The organism is Shimazuella sp. NTD247 (assembly GCF_059510415.1).
In genome coordinates, this window is record NZ_JCAJZU010000004.1 from 202759 (window position 1) to 225172 (window position 22414).

General features: G+C 39.2%; 26 protein-coding genes. 19 read left to right on the forward strand and 7 right to left on the reverse strand.

What is annotated here, in order from left to right:
- Window positions 1–4: 4 nt before the first annotated feature.
- Window positions 5–1252, forward strand: a complete 1248-nt coding sequence (locus tag AC5WOC_RS11745) for an RNA-guided endonuclease InsQ/TnpB family protein (RefSeq protein WP_496055606.1) — start codon at window positions 5–7, stop codon at window positions 1250–1252.
- 417 nt (window positions 1253–1669) lie between these two features.
- Here the strand turns inward: AC5WOC_RS11745 and AC5WOC_RS11750 are convergent, their stop codons facing one another.
- On the reverse strand, window positions 1670–2917 hold the full coding sequence (locus AC5WOC_RS11750; protein ID WP_496055607.1) for a macrolide family glycosyltransferase: 1248 nt from the start codon (window positions 2915–2917) through the stop codon (window positions 1670–1672).
- 296 nt (window positions 2918–3213) lie between these two features.
- Between AC5WOC_RS11750 and glyA the strand changes: the two genes are divergently transcribed.
- Window positions 3214–4443 (forward strand): serine hydroxymethyltransferase, encoded by a 1230-nt coding sequence (gene glyA / locus AC5WOC_RS11755; RefSeq protein ID WP_496055608.1) that lies wholly within the window; start codon window positions 3214–3216, stop codon window positions 4441–4443.
- Between the two features lie 65 nt (window positions 4444–4508).
- Here glyA and AC5WOC_RS11760 read toward each other — a convergent pair whose 3' ends face one another.
- Entirely contained in the window at window positions 4509–4859 is a 351-nt protein-coding gene (locus AC5WOC_RS11760) for a hypothetical protein (RefSeq protein WP_496055609.1), read from the reverse strand.
- Between the two features lie 216 nt (window positions 4860–5075).
- The gene (locus tag AC5WOC_RS11765) at window positions 5076–6449 is read right to left on the reverse strand and encodes an MATE family efflux transporter (protein WP_496055610.1); all 1374 of its coding nucleotides are present in this window, start codon (window positions 6447–6449) and stop codon (window positions 5076–5078) included.
- A 197-nt stretch (window positions 6450–6646) separates the two neighbouring features.
- Between AC5WOC_RS11765 and AC5WOC_RS11770 the strand changes: the two genes are divergently transcribed.
- The 12 genes from AC5WOC_RS11770 (at window position 6647) to AC5WOC_RS11825 (ending at window position 15098) form a co-directional block, all read left to right on the forward strand.
- The gene (locus AC5WOC_RS11770; protein WP_496055611.1) at window positions 6647–6874 is read left to right on the forward strand and encodes a hypothetical protein; all 228 of its coding nucleotides are present in this window, start codon (window positions 6647–6649) and stop codon (window positions 6872–6874) included.
- Window positions 6875–7234: 360 nt separating this feature from the next.
- Window positions 7235–7864, forward strand: coding sequence for a uracil phosphoribosyltransferase (gene upp, locus AC5WOC_RS11775; protein ID WP_496055612.1), 630 nt, complete (start codon window positions 7235–7237; stop codon window positions 7862–7864).
- Between the two features lie 213 nt (window positions 7865–8077).
- Window positions 8078–8293 carry an AtpZ/AtpI family protein gene (locus AC5WOC_RS11780; RefSeq protein WP_496055613.1) on the forward strand — a complete coding sequence of 72 codons (216 nt, stop codon included), beginning with the start codon at window positions 8078–8080 and terminating at the stop codon, window positions 8291–8293.
- Window positions 8294–8301: 8 nt separating this feature from the next.
- Window positions 8302–8676, forward strand: a complete 375-nt coding sequence (locus AC5WOC_RS11785) for an ATP synthase subunit I (RefSeq protein WP_496055614.1) — start codon at window positions 8302–8304, stop codon at window positions 8674–8676.
- A gap of 9 nt (window positions 8677–8685) precedes the next feature.
- A complete protein-coding gene (gene atpB / locus AC5WOC_RS11790; protein ID WP_496055615.1) occupies window positions 8686–9423 on the forward strand; it encodes a F0F1 ATP synthase subunit A in 738 nt (245 codons plus the stop codon).
- A 21-nt stretch (window positions 9424–9444) separates the two neighbouring features.
- Window positions 9445–9669, forward strand: coding sequence for a F0F1 ATP synthase subunit C (gene atpE / locus AC5WOC_RS11795; protein WP_160800256.1), 225 nt, complete (start codon window positions 9445–9447; stop codon window positions 9667–9669).
- Between the two features lie 134 nt (window positions 9670–9803).
- On the forward strand, window positions 9804–10292 hold the full coding sequence (gene atpF / locus AC5WOC_RS11800) for a F0F1 ATP synthase subunit B (protein WP_496055616.1): 489 nt from the start codon (window positions 9804–9806) through the stop codon (window positions 10290–10292).
- Window positions 10289–10819, forward strand: coding sequence for a F0F1 ATP synthase subunit delta (locus AC5WOC_RS11805; protein ID WP_496055617.1), 531 nt, complete (start codon window positions 10289–10291; stop codon window positions 10817–10819). Before atpF ends, AC5WOC_RS11805 begins: the two co-directional genes overlap by 4 nt.
- 22 nt (window positions 10820–10841) lie before the next feature.
- Entirely contained in the window at window positions 10842–12356 is a 1515-nt protein-coding gene (gene atpA / locus AC5WOC_RS11810) for a F0F1 ATP synthase subunit alpha (RefSeq protein ID WP_496055618.1), read from the forward strand.
- 42 nt (window positions 12357–12398) lie between these two features.
- Entirely contained in the window at window positions 12399–13262 is an 864-nt protein-coding gene (gene atpG / locus AC5WOC_RS11815) for an ATP synthase F1 subunit gamma (protein WP_496055619.1), read from the forward strand.
- A gap of 24 nt (window positions 13263–13286) precedes the next feature.
- Window positions 13287–14687 carry a F0F1 ATP synthase subunit beta gene (gene atpD, locus AC5WOC_RS11820; protein ID WP_496055620.1) on the forward strand — a complete coding sequence of 467 codons (1401 nt, stop codon included), beginning with the start codon at window positions 13287–13289 and terminating at the stop codon, window positions 14685–14687.
- A gap of 15 nt (window positions 14688–14702) precedes the next feature.
- On the forward strand, window positions 14703–15098 hold the full coding sequence (locus AC5WOC_RS11825) for a F0F1 ATP synthase subunit epsilon (protein ID WP_496055621.1): 396 nt from the start codon (window positions 14703–14705) through the stop codon (window positions 15096–15098).
- A gap of 491 nt (window positions 15099–15589) precedes the next feature.
- Here AC5WOC_RS11825 and AC5WOC_RS11830 read toward each other — a convergent pair whose 3' ends face one another.
- The 4 genes from AC5WOC_RS11830 to AC5WOC_RS11845 form a co-directional block, all read right to left on the reverse strand.
- Window positions 15590–16156 (reverse strand): DUF4309 domain-containing protein, encoded by a 567-nt coding sequence (locus tag AC5WOC_RS11830; RefSeq protein ID WP_496055622.1) that lies wholly within the window; start codon window positions 16154–16156, stop codon window positions 15590–15592.
- 288 nt (window positions 16157–16444) lie between these two features.
- Window positions 16445–17512, reverse strand: coding sequence for a DUF4097 family beta strand repeat-containing protein (locus AC5WOC_RS11835; protein WP_496055623.1), 1068 nt, complete (start codon window positions 17510–17512; stop codon window positions 16445–16447).
- Complete coding sequence (locus AC5WOC_RS11840) at window positions 17509–18066, reverse strand: DUF1700 domain-containing protein (protein WP_496055624.1); 558 nt, start codon at window positions 18064–18066, stop codon at window positions 17509–17511. The genes AC5WOC_RS11835 and AC5WOC_RS11840 overlap by 4 nt, the downstream gene beginning before the upstream one ends.
- Window positions 18053–18382 (reverse strand): PadR family transcriptional regulator, encoded by a 330-nt coding sequence (locus AC5WOC_RS11845; RefSeq protein ID WP_496055625.1) that lies wholly within the window; start codon window positions 18380–18382, stop codon window positions 18053–18055. The genes AC5WOC_RS11840 and AC5WOC_RS11845 overlap by 14 nt, the downstream gene beginning before the upstream one ends.
- A gap of 509 nt (window positions 18383–18891) precedes the next feature.
- Between AC5WOC_RS11845 and ndhC the strand changes: the two genes are divergently transcribed.
- Genes ndhC through nuoH form a run of 5 tightly spaced genes read left to right on the forward strand, consistent with a single transcriptional unit; the run spans window position 18892 to window position 22413 of the window.
- The gene (ndhC, locus tag AC5WOC_RS11850) at window positions 18892–19266 is read left to right on the forward strand and encodes an NADH-quinone oxidoreductase subunit A (RefSeq protein ID WP_496055626.1); all 375 of its coding nucleotides are present in this window, start codon (window positions 18892–18894) and stop codon (window positions 19264–19266) included.
- A 35-nt stretch (window positions 19267–19301) separates the two neighbouring features.
- Window positions 19302–19775, forward strand: coding sequence for a NuoB/complex I 20 kDa subunit family protein (locus AC5WOC_RS11855; RefSeq protein WP_496055841.1), 474 nt, complete (start codon window positions 19302–19304; stop codon window positions 19773–19775).
- A complete protein-coding gene (locus AC5WOC_RS11860; protein WP_496055627.1) occupies window positions 19772–20329 on the forward strand; it encodes an NADH-quinone oxidoreductase subunit C in 558 nt (185 codons plus the stop codon). Before AC5WOC_RS11855 ends, AC5WOC_RS11860 begins: the two co-directional genes overlap by 4 nt.
- 3 nt (window positions 20330–20332) lie before the next feature.
- Entirely contained in the window at window positions 20333–21433 is a 1101-nt protein-coding gene (locus AC5WOC_RS11865; protein ID WP_496055628.1) for an NADH-quinone oxidoreductase subunit D, read from the forward strand.
- A complete protein-coding gene (gene nuoH / locus AC5WOC_RS11870; protein WP_496055629.1) occupies window positions 21433–22413 on the forward strand; it encodes an NADH-quinone oxidoreductase subunit NuoH in 981 nt (326 codons plus the stop codon). Before AC5WOC_RS11865 ends, nuoH begins: the two co-directional genes overlap by 1 nt.
- The last annotated feature ends 1 nt before the right edge of the window (window position 22414 follow it).

Sequence of the window (22414 nt, forward strand, 5' to 3'; positions counted from 1 at the left end):
ATTCATGTATTTCACTGTAAAACAACAACTCAAACATCTTTCGAAAGAAGAATATCTGATTTTAAAAGACTTGAGTCATACTGCCAAAAATTTGTACAACCAAGGCTTATACCAAGTTCGCCAGCAATACTTTCAGGAAAAGAAATATCTGAATTACCAGGAAAATAATCAGCTTTTGAAAGGAAGCGAACATTATAAGCGGTTGAATAGCAACATGGCACAACAAATTTTAAAAGAAGTCGATGGGGTATGGAAGTCTTTTTTTGCGCTGATCCGACAAGCCAAGCAAGGAAAATACGACTTTCGAGCCATTGAGATGCCTCGATACCTACTGAAAGATGGATGTTATCCGTTAATAGTCGGCTTCATTCGTTTAAATGGAAATCTGATTGTGTTGTCCTATTCTCGTTCTTATCAGAAGGAACATCCCCCACTGATGGTTCGCATTCCTCCCTTGTTGGCGGACAAGAAAATCAAAGAGATTCGTATTCTTCCCAAACATCGAGCAAGGTTCTTTGAAGTGCATTACACGTATGAAGAGCAGGCAGTTCAAAGGGATACCGATAAAAACCATGTACTTGCAATGGATTTGGGGATAAGCAATCTCGCGGCTTGTGTCACCTCCAAAGGGAAAAGTTTTCTGATCGATGGAAAAAGACTAAAGGCAATCAACCAATGGTATAACAAACGCAATGCCCATTTGCAGCGAATCAAAGATAAACAAAAGCAGAAAGGGTATACGCATCAACAAGTTGCTTTGGTGGCAAAACGAAATCGTTTGGTGAACGATTACCTGAACAAGACCTGTCGTAAGATAATCAATTATTGTTTGAAATATCGCATTGGGACACTGGTTATCGGATATAACGAAAATCTGCAAAAAGGAAGTAATCTAGGCAAGCGCAACAATCAAAATTTCGTGAATATCCCCATTGGGATGATCAAAGAGAAGTTGGAATATATGTGTGAGCGATATGGGATGACGTTGGTGCAACAAGAAGAAAGCTACACATTCAAAGCGAGTTTTTGGGATCAAGATGAACTTCCCACCTATGATCCATACAACTCGAAAACGTATACCTTTAGAGGTGCACGGGTGAAACGTGGCTTATATCGTACATTTTCGGGAATGTCGATGAACGCAGATATCCATGGCGCATTAAACATCTTGCGAAAAAGTAACGTTGTAGCCCTTACGGGCTTATACACTAGAGGCGAAGTGGACACGCCTGTACGAATAAGGATAGCCTAGCTATCAACCTTCGTAGACGAAGCTTACGACTTTAGTTGTGAGAGGTTCACGAACGGAGTATGAATATTTTGAAAATTTTTATAAACTCCAGATGAGCAAATTCACTAACATTTTGTGCCAAATCCCCTTGATATACACGTCTTCCGCGTCTGTTGTAAAGAGCAACAAAGGACGCTAAAGACGAGTATATTTTCGCTTGGGATTTTTTGTATTTATTTTTGCTCAAGTAGAGTATAAATTGTTTTTTGCAACATTTTTATCTTTCATATAAAATCCCAACTTACACCCATGTTAAGTTGGGATTTTGCATTCTAAGCTTATTATCAACACAAACAACAGCGTTTTCCATGGGGAAACAATCACTGTATGATATTGAATCCAAATTTGTTCAAACTTTGATACTTAACCGTTTTAGCATTATGGGGTGTTAACAACTAATTCTTCTCTTGTTATTTTTAGTAGTTCATCAGCTGCTTTTCTATATCCCCCAGCTTCTTGGAAAGAACGGCTAATTTTTAAACTGTTTTCTTTGTATTTTTCGCTATTTAAAGCTTCCAATACTGCTCTTCGCAGAGCATCTGCATCTAAGTTTTGTGGATCAAGCAAGATGCCAGCGCCCAGTTTCTCTACTTGTTCTGCTACTATTGGTTGATCATTCACAAGCGGTAGCATGACAAGTGCATTTCCAAAATACAGCCCTTCATTCGTGCTGTTCATACCACAATGAGTGATAAAGACATCACTATGTCTCAAAACTTCCAATTGAGGGACATAGTTGCTCACGATAAAGTTATCAGGAATGGAGCCTATGTCATCTGGTGTTAACTGATTTCCAATACTGAGAACAACTTTTACATCAAGATCTTTTAAAGCATCTATACACATTTGGTACAAATCTACACGTTTATTGACAATGGTACCGAGAGCCATATAGACAACACGGTCATCTTGTAATTCATCGATTGGGAAATCCAGTCGTTCTTGTCGATTTGCGATAGATGGCCCTACAAAAACATAATTTTCATCAAAATGTTCTGACTCTGGCTGGAACAAGTGAGACGTAAAGATGATGTGTAATTCGGCATCGACGACCATTCCGGTTATGAAACTAGGGACAGGAACACCATACTTTCGTTCCAATCGTTTTGTGATTTGCTCCATTTCTTGGCGTTTCTTTAGAAATTGTTCTTTCATTTCCGGTGACCATTTTTCCATTACTTTTTTGAAAATACTTGTCTTTTCACTGGAAGCAAAGGTAGACCATAGTGCATATGATGGCAATTTCTTTATGTCTGCAACCCATTTTCCAGGAAAACTTTGCGCATCAAATATTACATAATCATAAACTTCATTTTGGGTTTCTGCTAAAATTTCATCTGTAATCCATTCCATGGACTGCATCATTTTATCCATGTTTCCAATCATGGGACTCGTTTCTTTATGGTCATGGAAATTTGCTGTAACCTCTTTTATCAATGCTTGGGCCTTCATAGAGATAGGACGAAATTCTGCACCTGTATAGTGTAGTTTATCTTTGTATATGTCACTTGTGTAATAAGTGACTTGTTCTCCGCGTTCGACTAGTTCTTTTATAAGACTGATGGAAGGATTGACATGTCCTTCTCCTAAGTAATTGACGACTAATACTCTAGCTATTGTAAACACCTCATTTCAAATAATACAATCGTACCATGATATTATATGAACAGAGTTCGAAAATCTGAAAAAAATGTATATATTGTATATATTATGCAAATTACAAATGTTATTATATTTCTTCAAAATAAACATCTGACCTCCTTTGTCGTAAAATAAGAGCAATGTATTTTGTGGAGACGACATACAATCGCTAAGGGAATAAGGTTCAGAAAATGATGGGGATAATGCAATCGATGCTAGTAAAAAATATTAACATTTGTTATGATGTTAGAGAAAAATATTCGGAAATAGGGGGAAAACCCATGTTAAAAGATCAAGATTCGCAAGTTTTCGAAGCGATTCAACTGGAACTAGAAAGACAACAAAACAATATTGAATTGATTGCTTCAGAAAATTTCGTAAGTCCTGCTGTGATGGAAGCACAAGGTTCGGTACTTACTAATAAATATGCAGAAGGATATCCTGGAAAAAGATATTATGGTGGTTGTGAACATGTAGATATCGTGGAGAATCTAGCTCGTGATCGTGCGAAAGAACTTTTTGGGGCAGAACATGCCAACGTTCAACCTCATTCTGGTGCACAAGCGAATATGGCTGTTTATCATGCTTTCCTAGAACCAGGGGACACTGTACTCGGAATGAATCTTGCTCATGGCGGACATTTAACACATGGTAGCCCCGTTAATTTTTCTGGCATTTTATATAATTTTGTAGCTTACGGTGTGGATGCAGAAACACATCGCATCAATTATGAAGAAGTTCGTGAATTGGCTCTGCAACATAAGCCAAAGTTGCTGGTAGCAGGAGCAAGTGCGTATCCTCGTGAATTTGATTTTGCTATACTAAAACAAATTGCTGATGAAGCTGGCGCTTTGTTTATGGTCGACATGGCTCATATCGCTGGTCTTGTAGCAACAGGACAACATCAAAGCCCAGTTCCTTATGCGGATTTTGTGACCACCACTACTCACAAAACATTGCGTGGACCTCGCGGCGGCATGATTTTATGCAAAGAAAAATATGCTAAAGCCATTGATAAATCGATTTTCCCTGGTATTCAAGGCGGACCCCTTATGCATGTGATCGCAGCCAAAGCGGTAGCACTTGGAGAAGCTCTGAGCGATTCTTTCCAAGATTATGGTGCCCAAGTGGTGAAAAATGCGAAGGTGCTCGGAAATCAGCTGGTGGAGAATGGTTTAGAACTAATTTCTGGTGGAACAGACAACCATTTGCTCCTAATTGATGTTCGTAACTTAGGCTTAACTGGAAAAGAAGCAGAACATTTGCTGGATCAAGTTGGCATTACGACGAACAAAAATGCCATTCCATTTGACCCGGAAAGTCCTTTTGTAACAAGTGGTATTCGTATCGGAACCCCTGCTGTCACAAGTCGTGGAATGAACGAAGAGGCGATGATTGAGATAGCAGCAATTATTGCTCTTACATTGAAAGAGAGAGAAGATGTTTCAACGGTTGAAAAAGCACGAGCACGAGTGGCAAAGTTGACAAGTAAGCACCCTTTATATGTATAGATAACGAAAATATTTATAGCAAAGAAAGTCAAGGATGCTCAGGAATGATCCTTGACTTTTTCTTATCAGAATTTCACTCCACTTGTATCTTTCATTCTTCTATAATGACAAACTTGTCCATTTTCGAATTTCATTGTCATTAAATTGTTTTCCATTTGAATATCAAGATTTTCTTCATGCTTATCCGCACTAAACTTGTATTTGTTTCCACTTATTTTTTCATAAGTAAAGCTTTCAAAATTCAGGTTACTAGATTTGGTGGTATTCACTCGATTATCATCAAGGAAAAAGAGGGTATAAAAACAAGGATCTTTTTTCTCAGACCAATTAACTACCCAGTTTCCTTCTAAGTTTGAGCTAGTACAACCAGTTATGAGACAAATAATAAACAATAAAGTCAATGACCAGCTTTTCATAAACGCTTCCTCCTATTTTCGATCGCAACCGTAATTCATATATTCAATTTTATATGGTAATTCAATTAATTTTGAGAGATAATAATACAAAGTTAAAATTCCATATATGAGAATAATGGTTTTACAGTATGGAAAAACGTAAATTGTAATTTGTATATGACGGCACCCCTCTTTGTGAAAAAAGAAGGGTGCTTTTATTGTGCTGGTACATCGATCTTATGCTGTTTTAATCACAGCCGGCCTCCATTTTTGTGTGTAGAAGTACCAACTTACTATTGCGGACTCGAACATCATGTACAGCACATACGCCATTGCGACAGCCCACAGGTTCATGTGCTTCCAAGCATAGTACTGGGTACCGAGCCAAATGACGTTGCTTGCGAGGCTGCTCCACGCAATGATCGCAGTCTGTTTGATTGCTGTAAGTGCTTGCTCAGAGGCTTTGTACAAAACCGCCACTACGTTCAGCAATACATGGATCCAGATCCATTGGTGTGTGGACTCGATCATCTGCGGGTCATCAGTGAAGAACTCTGCAAGTTGTCTTCCCATGAGACCTACGATGCCAAGCAGGATACAAGCGGTGAGAAGACCTGCTTTCAACATGCTAGTTGCGTACTGCTTAACCAATCTGTACGCACTGTTGCCGAATGCCTTTGCAACCGATTGACTTATGGCTACGTAAAATCCTCCGAGAATCGCGACAGGAAACGCGACGATATCTTCGGCAATTCTCTGCGAAGCAAACACTACATCCCCATAAGTTTGCAGGATGTGCCACAACAGCATTCTGTTCACTTGGTAAAACAACTTATCTGCAATGAGCGGGATTGCCTTACGGATGGCATCTTTCTGAAAATGCCAATCGGGACGAAGTGAGATGAGCTTTTCTTGGAACACCAATTTCCAAATAAAATAGGTCACATACATCAGCCCTGCTACCTGTCCCAAAATCGCTGCCCACGCAATTTCAACTACTCCGATATGCAGGAAGCAGATTCCGCTACCAGCAAGCAACAGGTGTGTTCCATTTCTCACGATGCTCGCTCGGAAGGAGAGCTTGGCTTCTTCGAGTTGCTGGAGTGCACTTTCTAGTACATTGGAAAACGAGAACAGACAAATCAGCCCGATCATCACCTGAAAGTATGCAGAACCTGCTTGGGCGACTGAATCACTGCTGCCAAATAGCCGCAGAAATTCGCTTGGGAAGACAACTGCAAATCCTCCAATAAACACACCGAATGTCATGGAAAACCACAATGTTTGGATAACAGTCGTCTGTACGAGCGCTTTCTCCGTTTTTATCTCTTTATATTGGGCTTTCAGGACTTTCAGACTTTTCGGCAGATTTTCTTTCTTATCGCTGGTGGATTGGCCAATCCACGTCAATGTGGCTCCTTGGTAAGATCGATCGATTGCCTCATAAACGAAATTAACCATATAAGTCGAGGCAGCGATCATCACGGCTTGAAAGCCCAGATGAGCAACCAGCACTAGGTTAATAACACCTGTTGCGGTTTTTGACAGTTGTCCTGCGCCAGCCCAGCCAGCAGTCCTAAGCATACTGCGGGTTCGGGATTTCAGATCCATTTGCCTATCCTTTTTTGTAGTCCGAATATTTTTATTATAACATTGCGAACGAGAAAACCTGTACGGAGTTGGCAATTGCGTAGTTTCTTCTTTTGTCTGCAAAAGATTGCTCTATTACAACACTGCTTTCCTATTCGATTTCATATCAAGTAGTGCTAGAATAAAGAAGTAACTGTTTAACCAATTGGAAGGAAACCATGGACATCATTATCGCTTCTAACGCACTCTCTGGGTTCCTGCGGAAACTGAGCCCCGAACAGCGAACCGAAGTTAGCCAGAAGCATCCCGAACTGGCTTGGATCGGTAACCTCGATCCCAATGAGAACAGCTGGTATGCTGATTGCCATTTGTTCCATTGCGCCAATGAAGATACTTCTCAGCCAGTCCGTATTCTGGCGGATTACCTCAAAAAGATGCTCAAGTAACATGGTTCATCCCCTATCTCCAAAAGGAGATAGGGGATGTTGTCGTATTCTAAATAAAGCAATATATATATTGATCTGAATCCAAAAGTTAGACACGAAATTTAGGCAGCTTCCTTGTTTAGGGAGAACCTATAAATATATTTCTAGGCACCGATTGATAAGAATATACTTTACATAAAAACAAGCTCTGCTTAAGTATAAAAAGCTAAGCTTGTTTTCTTTTCTAGATAAAGATTTACATTTATTCCTTCTGAAAGCTAGTAATTTCCTTTCAAAACCTCTATATTCAATATGGGTCTTTTTTTAGGTATGGAAAAAAATACATCGTCGATAATGGATAACAGAAAAGAGGAATGAAAGATGAGTAATGTATACGTTTTTGATCATCCATTGATTCAACATAAGCTGACGTATATTCGTGATAAAAATACAGGAACAAAAGAGTTTCGTGAATTAGTGGATGAGGTAGCAATGTTGATGGCATATGAAATCACACGGGACTTGCCATTAAAAGAAGTAGAAATAGAAACACCTGTTACTACCACTGTGTGTAAAATGATCGAAGGAAAAAAGATAGGTTTAGTCCCGATCTTGCGGGCAGGACTTGGCATGGTAGAAGGTGTACTTAAGCTCATTCCAGCAGCAAAAGTTGGTCATATTGGTTTATACCGTGATCCAGCAACTCTGGAAGCAGTGCAGTATTATGCAAAGATGCCATCTGATATTGGTGATCGTGATCTAATCGTTATTGATCCTATGCTCGCCACAGGAGGATCAGCATCTGTTGCTATTGATGAATTGAAAAAAATAGGTGCAACAAGTATGAAATTTATGTGCTTGATTGCTGCACCAGAAGGTATTGCAAGATTGCAAAATGATCATTCAGATGTAGATATATATGTAGCGGCGGTAGATGAGAAATTAAATGAAAAAAGTTATATTATACCAGGTTTGGGAGATGCAGGGGACAGGCTTTTTGGAACAAAATAAATTTTCACGAATTTTACACCGGTTTTTCAAGCTTTCTCCAAGGATATTGCAAATGTGTGACGAATTATTCACATTCTCGCATACGAAAGCGTTGACAATGAAAGAAGGCATCCGGTAGTATTAGCAGGGGAAACGACTAATTGAGATTTACCCTCGAACCAACAATTTTTCACCCAATACCCCATTTAAACCTATATGCAGGGGGTTTTTAGTGTGAATCAAGATAAAAGTGCGTTACGTCTGGTAGCAATGGTTGGTTCTATGGGTATGGAAGTGATTATCCTCGCTGTTGGTGGCGCTTGGTTAGGGAAACTGGCAGACGATACTTGGCATACCAAGCCTTTGTGGCTTCTTATAGGCCTAGTTATAGGTCTTACAATCGGTTTTGTCAGTGCTGCCTTCACGTTAAAAGCTTTTTTAAAGGAATGACTTCCCTCATGAAATCAAAATCAACCACTCGCCGTCGCGTGATGGTCCTCACTACTGGACTCCTCATCGTGTTCCTGATCATGGTTTTTCTAACCCCATACCGTGCTTTTTTTTGCGGACTCCTCTTGGGAACAATTGTTAGTCTCTATAATTACTGGTATATGTCTTGGAAATTGGGACTGGTACTGGAGAGTGTACTATCAGGCAACAAGATTAGAGGAACTGGAATGATCAATCGTTTCTTCGTGGTAGCTTTTGCGATGCTTATCGTAGCTAGATTTCCAGCTGCATTTGATGCAAAAGGAGTAATCATCGGCTTACCACTATGCTATATCCTATCTATCTTCTCCTACTTTACAACTCCTATAGCAAAAAGGGGGTGACTACACAGAATGGAATTAACACCAAAGGTAACTTTTCTCGGATTGACTTTTGATTTGACTGTCATAATTGGTTCGCTATTAACTGCTGTTCTCGTATTCATTATTACTATACTCGCTACACGTGGACGAAAAATGAGACCCGGAAAACTACAAAATCTAGTAGAGATGGTTATCGACTTCAGCCGTGGAATAGCTCGTATGAGTTTTGATGATCGTACAGCAGAAAAATATTTGGGTTTTACGTTCTCCCTATTTTTGTTTATTTTGATCGCCAACCAGCTTGGGATCATTATGATGGTATCCGCAGAAGCACATCATGCAATTCCTTCCTTGGGTATCACAGAACAGTTACTAAAACAATCACATGAGGTTTCTTGGTTGAAATCGCCAACCGCTGATTTAAACGTGACGATTTCCATGGCAGTTGCAGTAGCATTGTTTGCTAACTACATGGGACTACGCACAAGCGTGAAAGGCTACTTCAAACACTTTTTAAGTCCACTTGGTATTTTACATGTCATTGAAGAGTTTTCAAAACCAGCGACACATGCAATGCGTCTATGGGCAAATATTTTTGCTGGTGAAGTTTTAATTGTCATTATGCTGACAAAAGGACCGATCTACTTAACTGGTATACCTATGATCGCATGGATGGGCTTCTCTGTTTTCGTAGGTGCAATCCAAGCATATATTTTCACCGTACTTGCCAATGTGTATATCGCTCAAAAAATGTCATCAGACCATTAATTTTTTAGGAGGAACATATAAATGGATTTAAATATTCTTGCAGGTGCAATCATGATCGCTTTTGCAGCACTCGGAGCGGCTATCGGGAACAGTAATCTTTTCGCAAAATACATTGAAGGTATCGCACGCCAACCAGAAAGTCAAAGCAAATTGTTCGGACAAACAATGATCTTATTCGGATTGATCGAAGCACTGCCAATTATCGGTGTAGCACTTGGTATTCTTCTTCTCTTTGGAGTTATCTAAAAACCAAGTCTCTGTGCTAGTCCATCCTTATTCTGTCTGTTAGGTAAATGGGCGGGGGCACAAATACTCCCGCTATTTCTTTCAAAATATCCGTCATCCGAGTTTTTGAATAAAACCGAAAGGAGTGACCTCCTTTGTTAAGTCTAAATTTGGGTACAATGTTAGCTCAGTTGGTAATTTTTATTATCCTGATGCTGCTGGTTTCTCGATTTGCACTTCGCCCGTTACTAGCAACGATGCGTACAAGACAAGATTATATTGATGATCAAATCAAATCTGCAGAACAGCATCGAGTAGAAGCGGAAAAGTTTGTAGAGGAACAAAAAGCTGCCTTACAACAAGCACGTGAAGAAGCAAGGGAAATTGTAGAACGTGCGAAAGCACAAAAAGAACGTGAAGCGGAAGAAATTATTCGTTTGGCTAACGAAAGAGCAGGTCGGTTAATGGAAGAGGCGGCCAATGAAATTAACCGAGAGAAAGAAAAAGCTCTAGCTGCACTTCGTTTAGAAGTTGGCGAGTTAAGTGTTCAACTTGCTACCAAATTGCTTGGTCAAGAACTAGACCAAACAAACCAATCGAAATTGGTGCACCGCTATCTGGAACAGGTAGGAAGAATGCAATGAGTGTGTCATTGGTAGCGAAACGATACGGTAAAGCGTTGTTTGAAGTCGCCCAAAAACATAATTTGCTCCAAGAAATAGGAGCTGATTTAGAGCTTGTATTCGAATCGCTAACAAATTCAGATATTGCGAAATGGCTTTCTCATCCATCGACACCATTGGTGCGGAAAAAAGCCATATTAGAAAACAGTTTTGCTACGGTACAGCAAATCACCAAAAACTTTTTGTTTTTGCTGGTGGATGAAGGTCGAGAAGAAGAACTAACTGGAATTGCAACGGAATATCGGAGATTAGCTTTAGAAGCATCCGGTATGGCAGAAGCAATTGTTACTACTGCTTACCCAATGAAAAACAATGAAAAGGCTGAATTGGTTCATACTTTCAGTGAGATTATTGGAAAGAAATTGGTTATCCAGGAAAAAGTGGATTCAGATATATTAGGTGGAGTTATTGTCCAAGTGGGCGATCGTCTTTATGATGGCAGCCTGAAAACGAAGCTCCTCCGCTTTCAAGAACGTCTAAATGCTTAAAGCATAGGGGTGAAAAATCGGTATGAGCATTCGTGCAGAAGAGATCAGTTCGCTGATTAAAGAACGGATCGAAAATTATCAAGCGGAACTAGAAGTAAACGATGTCGGTACCGTTATCCAAGTAGGGGACGGTATCGCTCGAGTGCATGGTCTTCAAAATGCAATGGCTGGAGAACTGTTAGAGTTTAATGGCGGCATTATGGGAATGGTTCTTAATTTAGAAGAAAATCATGTTGGGGTAATTATTCTTGGTCCTTATAGTGAAATACGTGAAGGAGACCAAGTAAAGCGCACCGGCCGTCTTATGGAAGTGCCAGTAGGTGAGGCACTTTTGGGCAGGGTTGTCAGCCCGCTGGGTCAACCGTTGGATGGGAAAGGTCCTATTCAAACAACTGAATTTCGTGCAGTAGAATCTCCAGCTCCTGGTGTTATTGATCGGAAATCCGTTCATGAGCCCATGCAGACTGGAATTAAAGCTATTGACTCAATGGTACCAATCGGTCGAGGACAAAGAGAATTGATCATCGGTGACCGTCAAACAGGGAAGACTACCATTGCAATCGATACCATTATTAACCAAAAAGGTAAAGATGTAGTTTGTGTATATGTAGCAATTGGACAAAAACAGTCAACCATTGCACAAGTGGTAGAAAAATTACGTCGTCATGGCGCATTGGATTATACGATTATTGTAGCAGCTAGTGCATCAGATCCAGCTCCTCTCTTGTTCTTAGCTCCATATGCAGGTTGCTCCATGGGTGAATATTTCATGTACAAAGGCGGACATGTTCTCTGCGTATATGATGATTTATCCAAACAAGCAGCAGCTTATCGTGAGTTGTCTCTCCTCCTTCGTCGTCCGCCAGGTCGTGAAGCATATCCAGGAGATGTCTTCTATCTGCATTCTCGGCTTTTGGAACGTGCAGCAAAATTGTCTGACGAACGTGGCGGCGGTTCTCTAACTGCATTGCCATTTATTGAAACACAAGCAGGAGATATCTCAGCTTATATTCCTACCAACGTTATTTCGATTACTGATGGTCAGATCTTCTTGGAGTCTAACTTGTTCTACTCTGGTGTTCGTCCAGCAGTTAACGTAGGTTTCTCTGTATCTCGTGTAGGCGGTTCCGCACAAATCAAAGCAATGAGCAAAGTAGCAGGTAGTTTAAAACTTGACCTTTCTCAGTACAACGAATTGGCTGCATTTGCTCAGTTTGGTTCTGATCTCGATCCAATTACTAGTGCAAAACTTGCACGTGGTGAAAAAGTCGTCGAGATTTTAAAACAAGATGAAAATCAGCCAATGGAAGTAGAAAAACAAGTAATCTCTATTTACTTAGTAACCAAAGGTCATCTCGATGATATTGCCGTTTCAGATGTACGTCGTTTTGAAAGTGAATTCCATTCCTTCTTAGATGCAAACCATGAAGATATCTTAGCGAGTATTCGTGAACATAAAAAAATGGAAGACGATAACGACAAAAAGTTGCAGGAAGCAATTACTAATTTCAAAAAAGGATTTTCTCCTTCTGTATAAATTTAATTGCTTTAGCTGGAAAAGAAAGGCGGTGAATCAACGATGGCAACAATGCGTGAGATTAAAATAAAGATAAATTCTTTTGAAAAAACAAAGCAAATTACCAAAGCGATGAAAATGGTAGCTGCGTCCTATCTTCGTAAGGCACAGGAACAAGCGGAAGCATCTCGTCCTTATGCAGATAAGCTAAAAGAAGTTATCACTGGTCTTGCTCAGGGCACTTCAGGTGTAAAACATCCGATGCTGGAATCTCGTCCTGTTTCCAAGACTGGGTATTTAATCGTTACTTCTGACCGCGGATTAGTTGGAGGATACAACAGTAACTTAATCCGTCTTCTTACAGAGAAGTTAAAAGAACGTCATCAATCAAAAGATGAGTATGCAGTGTTTGTGATTGGTCGAAAAGGATTGGAAGTACTCAAAAAACGCAATATCCCGATTATCGGTCAAGCTACAGGTATATCGGCGATACCTCAATATTCGGAAGTAGTAAACATTGCGAAACAAGCAGTGGGTAACTATGAAGATGGAAGTTTTGATGAGTTATATCTTTTGTATAACGAATTCGTCAATCCAGTAATACAGCGTCCAATAGAAAAACGCTTATTACCGTTGGCTTCAGATGAGTTAAAACAAGAAGAAGGCAATAAAACCGCTTATGAATACGAGCCATCGGAAGAAGAAGTATTAGCGGAGTTGTTACCTCGATATGCAGAAACGCTAATTTACAGTGCTCTTTTAGAAGGTAAAGCGAGCGAGCATGCAGCACAGATGAACGCAATGGAAAATGCCACTGATAATGCGACCGAAATTATTGGTAAGTTGACGCTTGCATTTAACCGTGCTCGTCAGGCAGCTATTACACAAGAGATTGCAGAAATTGTCGGTGGTGCAGCAGCCCTATAGTTCTTTGTTAAGGAGGGAAATTTGATGAGTCTTGGACGTATTTTACAGGTAATGGGTCCTGTCGTAGACGTTGAATTCGAACGCGGCCAATTACCAGAGATCAACAATGCATTAGTTGTAAAGAAAAGCGACGGCACTACGCTTACGCTTGAAACAGCTCTCCATTTAGGAGATAACAATGTGCGGACAATCGCCATGGCATCAACAGATGGTTTGGTGCGTGGAATGGATGTAGAAAATACTGGTGCTCCTATTTCTGTACCAGTTGGTCGCCCATCACTAGGTCGGATTTTTAATGTATTGGGTGAACCAATTGATGAAGCAGGGCCAGTGGAGGCTTCTGAAACGCTTCCTATTCACCGATCTGCTCCAAGCTTTGAAGAGCAGTCAACGGAACAGGAAATGTTAGAAACCGGAATCAAAGTAGTAGATTTGTTAGCACCATATGCAAAAGGCGGTAAAATTGGTTTATTTGGCGGTGCGGGTGTAGGAAAAACCGTTTTGATTCAGGAACTTATTCACAATATCGCACAAGAACATGGTGGTCTATCTGTTTTTTCTGGTGTAGGTGAGCGTACTCGTGAAGGGAATGACCTGTACCACGAGATGAAAGACTCTGGTGTTATCAGCAAAACTGCAATGGTGTTTGGTCAGATGAACGAGCCGCCGGGTGCGCGTATGCGTGTTGCGTTGACAGGGTTAACCATGGCAGAGTACTTCCGTGATAACGAAGGACAAGACGTATTGTTTTTTGTGGACAATATCTTCCGATTTACCCAAGCAGGTTCTGAAGTTTCTGCTCTGCTTGGACGTCTGCCTTCTGCGGTAGGTTATCAACCGACCCTTGCAACAGAAATGGGTCAATTGCAAGAACGTATTACCTCTACGAAGTCTGGTTCTGTAACATCTATCCAAGCGATCTATGTTCCTGCGGATGATTATACTGACCCAGCACCAGCTACAGCGTTTGCACACTTAGACGCAACAACCAACTTGGAACGCCGATTGACACAAAAAGGTATTTTTCCAGCGGTTGATCCATTGGCTTCTTCTTCTCGTATTTTAAGTCCAGCGATTGTTGGAGAAGAGCATTATAATGTGGCACGCGGTGTACAACAAATCTTGCAGCGTTACAATGAATTACAAGATATCATCGCAATCCTTGGTTTTGACGAACTTTCCGAGGAAGATAAACAATTGGTAGCACGTGCTCGTAAAATTGAGAAGTTCCTTTCCCAAAACATGCACGTTGCTGAGCAGTTTACCGGACAACCTGGAGTATATGTACCAGTAAAAGAAACCGTACGTGGTTTCAAAGAAATTTTGGAAGGCAAGCATGATGATCTTCCAGAAGATGCTTTTTACATGGTAGGTAACATTGAAGAAGCCATTGAAAAAGCGAAATCCCTTGGCGTAACAGTCTAGAGGGAGTGATAGCTGATGAGTAAAATGCACTTGGATATTGTAACTCCTGAGCGTAAAGTATACTCCAAAGAAGTAGAAATGGTAATTACAAGAGCAGCAAATGGGGATATTGGTATTCTTCCTCATCATGCACCATTAGTAAGTCCACTTTCTGTCACGGTAGTCAGAGTGAAAGATGAAGGCAAAGAAGAGAGAATCGCAATTAGTGGAGGTTTTCTAGAAGTAAGACCTTCTGGGGTAACGATTCTCGCTGAAACTGCTGAAATATCATCCGCTATTGATATATCACGTGCAGAAGCTGCTGTAAACCGAGCACAAGAACGATTAACAGAGCATGAAGGTGATCTTGCTCGTGCAGAATTAGCACTGAAACGTGCTGTGAATCGTTTAGAAGTAGCAAAATGGAAATAAGCTAAAAAACTCCCTTACGTCAGTAAGGGAGTTTTTGTATGAATTTTGGACTCATTACTGCTGAAGTTTCGAAAGATGGAAATCGGTTTAAAAATGTCTGTAAATCTCCCTACGATCCATCAACATATTGATTAGGGCAAAAGATAACCTTAAACAAAATAAAGCAAGAGATGCAGTCATTGACAACTCCATACGGCTAAAGCCGTTGGATTCTTGGGACGATAGCCTCATAACTGTTTCATTACCAAGCTAACCCCGTTCGCCCCGCGGTTTATGTTTGTTGATTTCTTCTTTGGCCGCTAGCAAATTTGGTTTTCGTCTGTCACGACTATACATATTTTATCATGGGAATGTTTGTTTGTAAGTTTGCTTTTACCAAAGATTGAACTCGTGAAGGAAGATTCCTTACCCTCGTTCAACGCTCGCTTTCATCCCACGATTTAAATCGTGGGTTTTCTCGCTCGCAATGTTATAATCAGCAGATCGCTGTATTACTTTACTTGGTCTGGATCTTGCTTTGGTTTCGTACCAATTGTTACAGATTGTAATTTATCACTATTTTTATAATTTCCCTCGAATGTTAAAGTTAGATCATATTTCCCCGATCCTGCATCGTAGAATACATTAGTAATTCCCTCATCTGCTTTTTGATCAACAGGTTTTCCAAGTGATTTGATTGCTTCTTCATACGTAATATCAGCAAGTGAAGGGGATAGAGATACGATCTGGTCTATTTTTTTATTCGATTCATCGTAATAAACAGAAATTTTTTGGTTGCTAAAAAATAATCCTTTTTCTTGTTTATCAACAGGTTTTCCCCAGTCTTTCTCGATTTCAGATCGATCAGCGCCTATTGCAAAAGGTTCACTCCCAACGGTTTTCCCTTGATCTGCCAAATCTTTGATTTGTGTTAATACTTCATCATGATTTTCGGTTTGTGCGGAAGTATTTGATTGGTTAGATGGAGTTTTTTCTTTGTCTGCATTTCCATTCGAACATCCAACTAAACCTACACTAACTAAAAGCAAAGCAATAAGTCCTTTTGAAATAAAACTCATAGATCTGTCTCCTTTTTTATAGTAATAAGATTATCATAGAAGGAATTTGTATCTGAAAAATATCGAATGTTATCCTAGTTGTATCGTAAAAGTGACAAAAAAAAGACATACTCAAAAATATAATTTAAATATTAAATAATATAAAATTCGTTGTTATGACTATTCATTTTTCTGATTAAAACGCCTCGATTTCTTTTACATGTTAATTATTAAGGGATAAGATGCATTTGAGAGGTAGTTTTGATGGATAAAAAAATCCCTCTCTCTTTTAGAGAAAGGGAGTGTATATCATCTACTAAATGTGATAGTTCCGTGGTGTGTTTGCATATTTAACGAAGGGAGATTTGCAGAGTTTGTTCCAATGGTCCCTTTTAACTCATTCGTTTCTTCACTATTCGTATTCACTGTGGTTAACGCATTTTGAACAGGAAAATCGGAATGGACGGTTGAAGCTTTAAAGTTTATTTGTAATGATTCTGGATCATTTCCCACAGAAACATTGATATCTCCATTGCTTGTCACAACACTATTATGTCCGGTAAAGTTAGCAATGGATTGTAAATTAATATCACCATTGATGGTTTGTGCAGTAAAAGCACTATTTATATCAGCAATATGAATATCTCCATTATCGGTTTTTGTTGTCAATTGTGCACCTTCATATCCATTTAAGGAGATATCACCTTGGGTAGATTGTAATGAGAGCTGTGTGCCGCTTGGTATTTGGTTCGTTTGATTTTTTACTGTCTGAATTGCGATGTCTCCTGTGTCAGTGGAAATGATATTTTTTCCTTGAAAAGCTGAAATGTTATCTAAATCAATATCCCCGTGGCTGCTTTGTAAAGTCAAAATAGCATTGGTGTTTGATAGCTTTATGTCTCCATTCTTTAAGAGAACTGTTGTTGTCTTACCTTGGAAATTTTTTATCTGAACATCACCTTGATTTCCATTTATGGTGAGTGACTCATATTGTTTTTTTGGTAAATAGACCGTTAATTTTTTCGGTTTTTTAATCGATCCGAGATCAAAATGAATCCAGTCTTTGATGTCAGAACCAGCATAAGTTGTCTGAATTTCAACGGTATCTCCACTTGCGGAAAACTGTAGTGCTGTTTTTACTTCTTTTGGTTTCGTACCGGTAAAAGAGGCAATGATTTGGTTATTGGTACTAGGTAAAATGTTAACATCGATCAGGTCACTATTTATTTTTATATTTTTTATCGCTGTAGCATCTTGTTTTTGCTCATATTTAAAAGAGTTTTCTTTTTCTGTTCCAATACGATTAAAAATCATGAATGCTGAGCCGATGAATCCAATAAGAAAAATAATAATTCCTGCGAATATAAATTTCTTCACTTGTTATCACCTCGGATGATTCGCTGGTTTGTTTTTAAATAACGAGTAAACCATGTAGAAAACTTTTTTGTAAAATAAGTATTAATCGTTCCTAGTATTAAACCAATTCCGAGCAGGATCAGTGTGACAAAGCCTAGCAGCATAATTTGTTGCCAGCTGTCGTCACTAAACAGCACGGCAATGACGGATAAAGGTGATAGAACAAATGCCAAAGATACTGCATAAACTGCGATGATGACAGCAATAATTGCGATAAATGGTGCTAGAACGAATACAAGATTGATGAATCCCAGTCCTAAAGAAGCAAAAACAGCTCTCGTAATACTCTTATAGGAGTTGTTTTGTTCTGCATGTTCTAAGTGAAATTCTGTCAATAATTCATGAGCTATTTTTTTGGGATGACCAATGCTCTTGGCAATATCCTCCTCTGTTCTTCCTTCGAAAACTCCATGTGCAAAGTGTTCTTCATAATCAGCTATTGTTGCTTCTTGTTCTATTTTAGGAAGTTTTTGTAAGTGTTTGCTTAATTCCATTAGGAATTCATTTTTGTTCATTGATAATCCCTTCCTCGATCAACTGATTCACCCCAGTTGAAAATTCTTTCCACTCCCGGATTAATTCATCTGCATACTTTTGCCCGTCATTTGTTAACTGATAATACTTTCGTGGTGGTCCTTCTGTTGACTCAACGAGGTAGGTTGTAAAATATCCTTCCTTGGTGAGACGTCTGAGAAGTGGATAAATGGTCCCTTCTGCGATGAGGAATTTTTCTGATATTGTATGAACCAATTCATAGCCGTATCTATCTTTTTTTAATGTCAATACCAGTACGCATAGTGTAAGAACTCCTTTTTTAAACTGTACATTCATTTGATCACATCCAATTAACTTAAGGTACTGTGCATTGTTTAGTACTTGGTAAATGCATCATAGCATATACCTATCGTTTATTGCAAGGTACTAAATTTACTTTAAAAAGATTTGCATGTCATTGTTTAGACATATTTTATCTTGTTGTCCCATAAATAAATGGTGAAGTAACCCTCTTTCTCTTATAGCTAAAATCCTTGAATTTTTTTTGCTGGCAAAAGAGAGATAAGGATTATCAAAAGAAGTATATTTATTTTAGATGGATTTTTAAGATAAATTTATATTAATTACATAATTATCCTATTCTTGCGAACGACAATTCTATAAGTTGTACATAATTAGACACATATCAACTTTTTTTGCTATAATACAGTTCAAAAGATTGGATTTTTTATTAAGATTTTGTTTTTCACAATGAAAAATATGTATGGAAAAAGGTTCTTTTTTTGTCTAAAAATCTGTAAGCGTTTTATTTTGTTTAAAGAAGGGCATGCAAAGGGGTTTTTTTAATGCCGATAAGTAAATCTTTTCTCATTATTTGTATCTTTTTTGTAATTGCTGTGTTACTTCCTGTAGCTGCATTAACTTTGGGCAGATTTTTACGTGCATCAAAACCAAATAAAGAGAAGTCTACAACTTATGAAAGCGGCGTACAGCCAGTAGGAGGAAGCTGGATCCAGTTTCACGTGCGTTATTATTTGTATGCTCTTTTGTTTGTGATTTTTGATGTAGAAGCGATTTATCTCTTTCCTTGGGCAGCTTCTTATGATGTTCTTCGTTCACAAGTTGGTTTAGCGATCTTATTGGAGATGGGTTTATTTCTAGGCTTTCTCGTATTAGGTTTGATCTACGCTTGGAAAAAGAAGGTGTTAGAGTGGAAGTGAATTTTGAGAATATCGACCCTTTGACGCGTCAAACGATGGAACGAAATGTATTAACAACGAGTTTGGATCAAGTAAAGGCTTGGGCTAGAAGTAACTCCATGTGGCCACTTACATTTGGTTTAGCTTGTTGTGCAATTGAAATGATGGGTACAGGCGGCTCGCACTATGATTTGGACCGTTTTGGTGTGATATTTCGCGCATCTCCTAGACAGTCTGATGTAATGATTGTTGCTGGAACGGTTACAAAAAAAATGGCTCCTTTACTAAGAAGACTATATGATCAGATGCCAGAACCGAAATGGGTTATTGCTATGGGTTCATGTGCAACTGCTGGTGGGCCTTATATTAAGTCATATTCAGTAGTAAAAGGTGTCGATCAAATCGTTCCTGTTGATGTCTATATTCCTGGTTGTCCCCCAAATCCAGCTGCATTAATATATGGAATTCATAAGTTACAAGAAAAAATACGATATGAAGCGAAAACTGGAAAGCGGGTGACTAGCCGATGAGTGAAGAAGAGAAGAAACCGCCTGTTCGTCCTCGACCAACCGTAAAAAAGGCGGAAGAAAAGCCATTACCGCCTTCACCGAAACAACCTATGGTAGATGAACTTGTCTTAGAAATACGAGCGAAAATCGGAGAAATGGCAGTAGTAGAAGGATATATCAATCAGCCAAACAATCATTTGCCGACTTTAATTATTTCCCGGGAAAATTGGCTGGATGTCTTAACATTTGTGTGCAAGGAACCAAAACATCGATATACTTATTTGCAAAATGCTTCATCCATCGACTATGAAACTCATTTAGAAGTAGTTTTTCATCTCAATAATTTAGAACGCAAAGAACAGATTGCCATAAAAACAAAGCTCGATCATGATCAAGCAATCCTGCCAAGTGTTTCACACTTATTTGCTGCAGCAAATTGGAATGAACGCGAGATGTTTGATTTGATGGGGATTGAATTTACCAATCATCCTGATTTAAAGCGAATATTATTACCAGATAGTTGGGTAGGTCATCCGCTTCGCAAAGATTATGAAGCGTTTGATAAGGAGGTTTAGCCTGTGATTCGAACAGAAGAGATGCTTCTAAATGTTGGCCCTCAGCATCCCAGTACACATGGAGTGTTGCGCTTAGTCGTAAAAGTAGATGGAGAGAGAATCATCGAGGCAGAGCCTATAATTGGTTACTTGCATCGTGGGACAGAGAAATTGGCTGAGGATTTAACATATACTCAAATTATTCCTTATACTGATCGAATGGACTACCTTTCTGCCATGACAAATAACTATGCGATTGTACATGCAACCGAAAAATTGATGGGATTGGAAATTCCAGAAAGAGCAGAATTTCTGCGTGTTATCGTCATGGAATTAAATCGCATTGCTAGTCACTTAGTTTGGATGGGAACCTATTTGCTGGATATCGGAGCAATGAGTCCATTTTTGTATGCATTTCGTGATCGGGAACAAATTTTAGATTTGTTTAATGAATTATGTGGAGCGAGATTGACCTATAACTATATGCGTGTTGGTGGCGTAAAGTGGGATGCTCCAAACGACTGGATTGGGAAAGTGGAAAAGTTTGTCACTTATATGCAAACGCAAATAAAAGAGTATCACCAGTTAGTAACTGGTAACGAGATTTTTATTCAACGAACCAAAGGAATTGGTGTATACGATCAAGAAACAGCGATTAGTTATGCACTCTCTGGGGCAAATTTACGAGTGACTGGTTTGGATTGGGATCTTCGCAAAACAACTCCGTATTCCATTTATGATCAATTTACATTTGATGTTCCAGTTGGGAAAACGGGGGATTTATATGAGAAATATATTTGTCGAATGAAAGAAATCGATCAATCGTTATCTATTGTTTCCCAAGCAGTGGGGAGTTTCCCATCGGAAGGAAAAATTATGGGGAAAGTTCCCCGTGTACTTCGTGTTCCAGAGGGAGAAATATATATGGGCATTGAATCTCCTCGAGGTGAGTTGGGTTGCCATATTGTAAGCAAAGGTAAAGATAAGCCTTGGCGCTTGAAATTTCGACGACCATCCTTTTATAATTTACAAATTTTACCCAATTTATTGAAAGATGAAAATCTCTCTAATTTGGTTGCAATTCTTGGAGGAATTGATATCGTGCTTGGGGAGGTGGATGGATAATGCTGTATACTATCTTGCTGTATATCAGTCCTGTTATTTTATTGTTGGTTGTGCTTGGATTTGTCACTTATGCAATTTTAGCAGAACGAAAGGTTATTGGTTGGATTCAAGGCAGAATAGGACCGAATCAAGTAGGACCATGGGGATTGTTGCAGACAGTAGCAGATATTCTAAAATTGCTAATCAAAGAAGACACCATCCCAAAAGAGGCGGATCGAACTCTATTTAAGTTATCTCCTATCATTGCGTTTGTCCCTTCCTTTTTGGTGTTAGCTGTGATGCCTTTTAGTTCTCGTATTCAGTTTGCGGATATAGGAGTTGGCCTGCTCTATTATATGGCTATCTCCAGTATTACAACCATTGGTATTCTGCTAGGAGGATGGGCATCCAACAACAAATATGCACTTTTGGGAGGAATGCGCTCTGCTGCACAGATGATTAGTTATGAGATTCCATTAGTGCTGTCTGTTGTAGGGATTGTGCTGACGGTTGGTTCGCTCAATCTGACGGATATAGTGGAAGCGCAACAAAAAACATGGTTCATTTTTCCACAGATTATCGGGTTTATTGTTTTTATCATTGCATCTGTTTCGGAGTTAAACCGTACACCTTTTGATTTACCAGAAGCAGAATCAGAGTTAGTAGCAGGTTACCATGTAGAATACAGTGGATTTCGATTTGCATTCTTTATGTTAGCAGAATATGTATATATTTTTGCGATGGCATCTTTGACAACAGTTCTTTTCTTAGGAGGATGGAATGCTCCATTTGGCCTGATTTTTTTACCAGGGATTGTCTGGTTTATTTTGAAATTTGCTTGTGTTGTATTTTTTCTTTATTGGGTGCGTGCGACGATGCCTCGAATACGAGTTGATCAATTGATGCAGTTTGCCTGGAAGGTTTTGCTTCCAGTTGCGATTGCGAATATTGTACTGACCACGCTGTTAAAAGAGGTTCCATTTTTATCTCATTTTTATTAAG

What these genes read in the sequence shown, in the direction of transcription:
- AC5WOC_RS11745 (WP_496055606.1), top strand. Translation starts at nt 5, where the DNA reads ATGTATTTCACTGTAAAACAACAACTCAAACATCTTTCGAAAGAAGAA.
- glyA (WP_496055608.1), top strand. Translation starts at nt 3,214, where the DNA reads ATGTTAAAAGATCAAGATTCGCAAGTTTTCGAAGCGATTCAACTGGAA.
- AC5WOC_RS11760 (WP_496055609.1), bottom strand. Translation starts at nt 4,859, where the DNA reads ATGAAAAGCTGGTCATTGACTTTATTGTTTATTATTTGTCTCATAACT.
- AC5WOC_RS11765 (WP_496055610.1), bottom strand. Translation starts at nt 6,449, where the DNA reads ATGGATCTGAAATCCCGAACCCGCAGTATGCTTAGGACTGCTGGCTGG.
- AC5WOC_RS11770 (WP_496055611.1), top strand. Translation starts at nt 6,647, where the DNA reads ATGGACATCATTATCGCTTCTAACGCACTCTCTGGGTTCCTGCGGAAA.
- upp (WP_496055612.1), top strand. Translation starts at nt 7,235, where the DNA reads ATGAGTAATGTATACGTTTTTGATCATCCATTGATTCAACATAAGCTG.
- AC5WOC_RS11785 (WP_496055614.1), top strand. Translation starts at nt 8,302, where the DNA reads ATGAAATCAAAATCAACCACTCGCCGTCGCGTGATGGTCCTCACTACT.
- atpB (WP_496055615.1), top strand. Translation starts at nt 8,686, where the DNA reads ATGGAATTAACACCAAAGGTAACTTTTCTCGGATTGACTTTTGATTTG.
- atpE (WP_160800256.1), top strand. Translation starts at nt 9,445, where the DNA reads ATGGATTTAAATATTCTTGCAGGTGCAATCATGATCGCTTTTGCAGCA.
- AC5WOC_RS11805 (WP_496055617.1), top strand. Translation starts at nt 10,289, where the DNA reads ATGAGTGTGTCATTGGTAGCGAAACGATACGGTAAAGCGTTGTTTGAA.
- atpA (WP_496055618.1), top strand. Translation starts at nt 10,842, where the DNA reads ATGAGCATTCGTGCAGAAGAGATCAGTTCGCTGATTAAAGAACGGATC.
- atpG (WP_496055619.1), top strand. Translation starts at nt 12,399, where the DNA reads ATGGCAACAATGCGTGAGATTAAAATAAAGATAAATTCTTTTGAAAAA.
- atpD (WP_496055620.1), top strand. Translation starts at nt 13,287, where the DNA reads ATGAGTCTTGGACGTATTTTACAGGTAATGGGTCCTGTCGTAGACGTT.
- AC5WOC_RS11825 (WP_496055621.1), top strand. Translation starts at nt 14,703, where the DNA reads ATGAGTAAAATGCACTTGGATATTGTAACTCCTGAGCGTAAAGTATAC.
- AC5WOC_RS11830 (WP_496055622.1), bottom strand. Translation starts at nt 16,156, where the DNA reads ATGAGTTTTATTTCAAAAGGACTTATTGCTTTGCTTTTAGTTAGTGTA.
- AC5WOC_RS11840 (WP_496055624.1), bottom strand. Translation starts at nt 18,066, where the DNA reads ATGAACAAAAATGAATTCCTAATGGAATTAAGCAAACACTTACAAAAA.
- AC5WOC_RS11845 (WP_496055625.1), bottom strand. Translation starts at nt 18,382, where the DNA reads ATGAATGTACAGTTTAAAAAAGGAGTTCTTACACTATGCGTACTGGTA.
- ndhC (WP_496055626.1), top strand. Translation starts at nt 18,892, where the DNA reads ATGCCGATAAGTAAATCTTTTCTCATTATTTGTATCTTTTTTGTAATT.
- AC5WOC_RS11855 (WP_496055841.1), top strand. Translation starts at nt 19,302, where the DNA reads ATGGAACGAAATGTATTAACAACGAGTTTGGATCAAGTAAAGGCTTGG.
- AC5WOC_RS11860 (WP_496055627.1), top strand. Translation starts at nt 19,772, where the DNA reads ATGAGTGAAGAAGAGAAGAAACCGCCTGTTCGTCCTCGACCAACCGTA.
- nuoH (WP_496055629.1), top strand. Translation starts at nt 21,433, where the DNA reads ATGCTGTATACTATCTTGCTGTATATCAGTCCTGTTATTTTATTGTTG.